This is a genomic window from Myxococcus sp. CA056 (genome assembly GCF_013336715.1).
GTDB classification, from domain to species: Bacteria; Myxococcota; Myxococcia; order Myxococcales; family Myxococcaceae; genus Myxococcus; species Myxococcus llanfairpwllgwyngyllgogerychwyrndrobwllllantysiliogogogochensis.
Genome location: NZ_JABUMT010000047.1, coordinates 1 through 615, shown reverse-complemented (window position 1 = coordinate 615; position 615 = coordinate 1). Strand labels below are relative to the sequence as shown.

The window sequence follows — 615 nt, the reverse complement described above, 5'->3', positions numbered from 1 at the left end:
AGACGAGAGCAGCCGGCACCATGTACTCGGGCAGGCGCTGGAGGAGGAATGAGCGGAGCGCGGACGTGTCGATGTCCTGCTCGGCGGCCGTGAAGTAGGCGACGAGACGCTTGTCACCGGGGACGTCTTCGCGAGCGAGGACGACGGCTTCCTGGATGCCAGAGAAGAGGCGGAGAGCGGCCTCGACTTCACCCAGCTCAATGCGGAAGCCGCGGACCTTCACCTGGAAGTCGGAGCGGCCGAGGAACTCGAGAGTGCCGTCGGCGAGCCAGCGGACTCGGTCACCGGTGCGGTAGAGGCGAGCACCAGGAGTGCTGCTGAAGGGATGAGGGACGAAGCGCTCGGCGGTGAGGTCAGCGCGGTTGAGGTAACCCCAAGCGAGGCCGTCACCCCCGACGAAGAGCTCTCCAGGGACGCCCGGAGGCAGGGGCTGGAAGGAGGCGTCGAGGACGAAGGCGGAGGAGTTGGAGAGAGGCGCGCCGATGGGAACGGAGCGAGAGAAGGAGTCCCCATTCCGCAGCGAGTGAGTGGCGGAGAAGGTGGTGTTCTCGGTAGGGCCGTAGCCGTTGACGAGGACGTGGCCCGGGGGCAGCCGCGAGAGGTGCTCGCGGACGC

1 protein-coding gene is annotated in these 615 nt (G+C 67.6%); it reads right to left on the bottom strand.

The genetic code is table 11. The annotated features are described in order from the left end of the window. The coding region (locus HUA76_RS44775) for an AMP-binding protein (RefSeq protein WP_174464427.1) at positions 1-615 on the bottom strand (615 nt) is incomplete at both ends.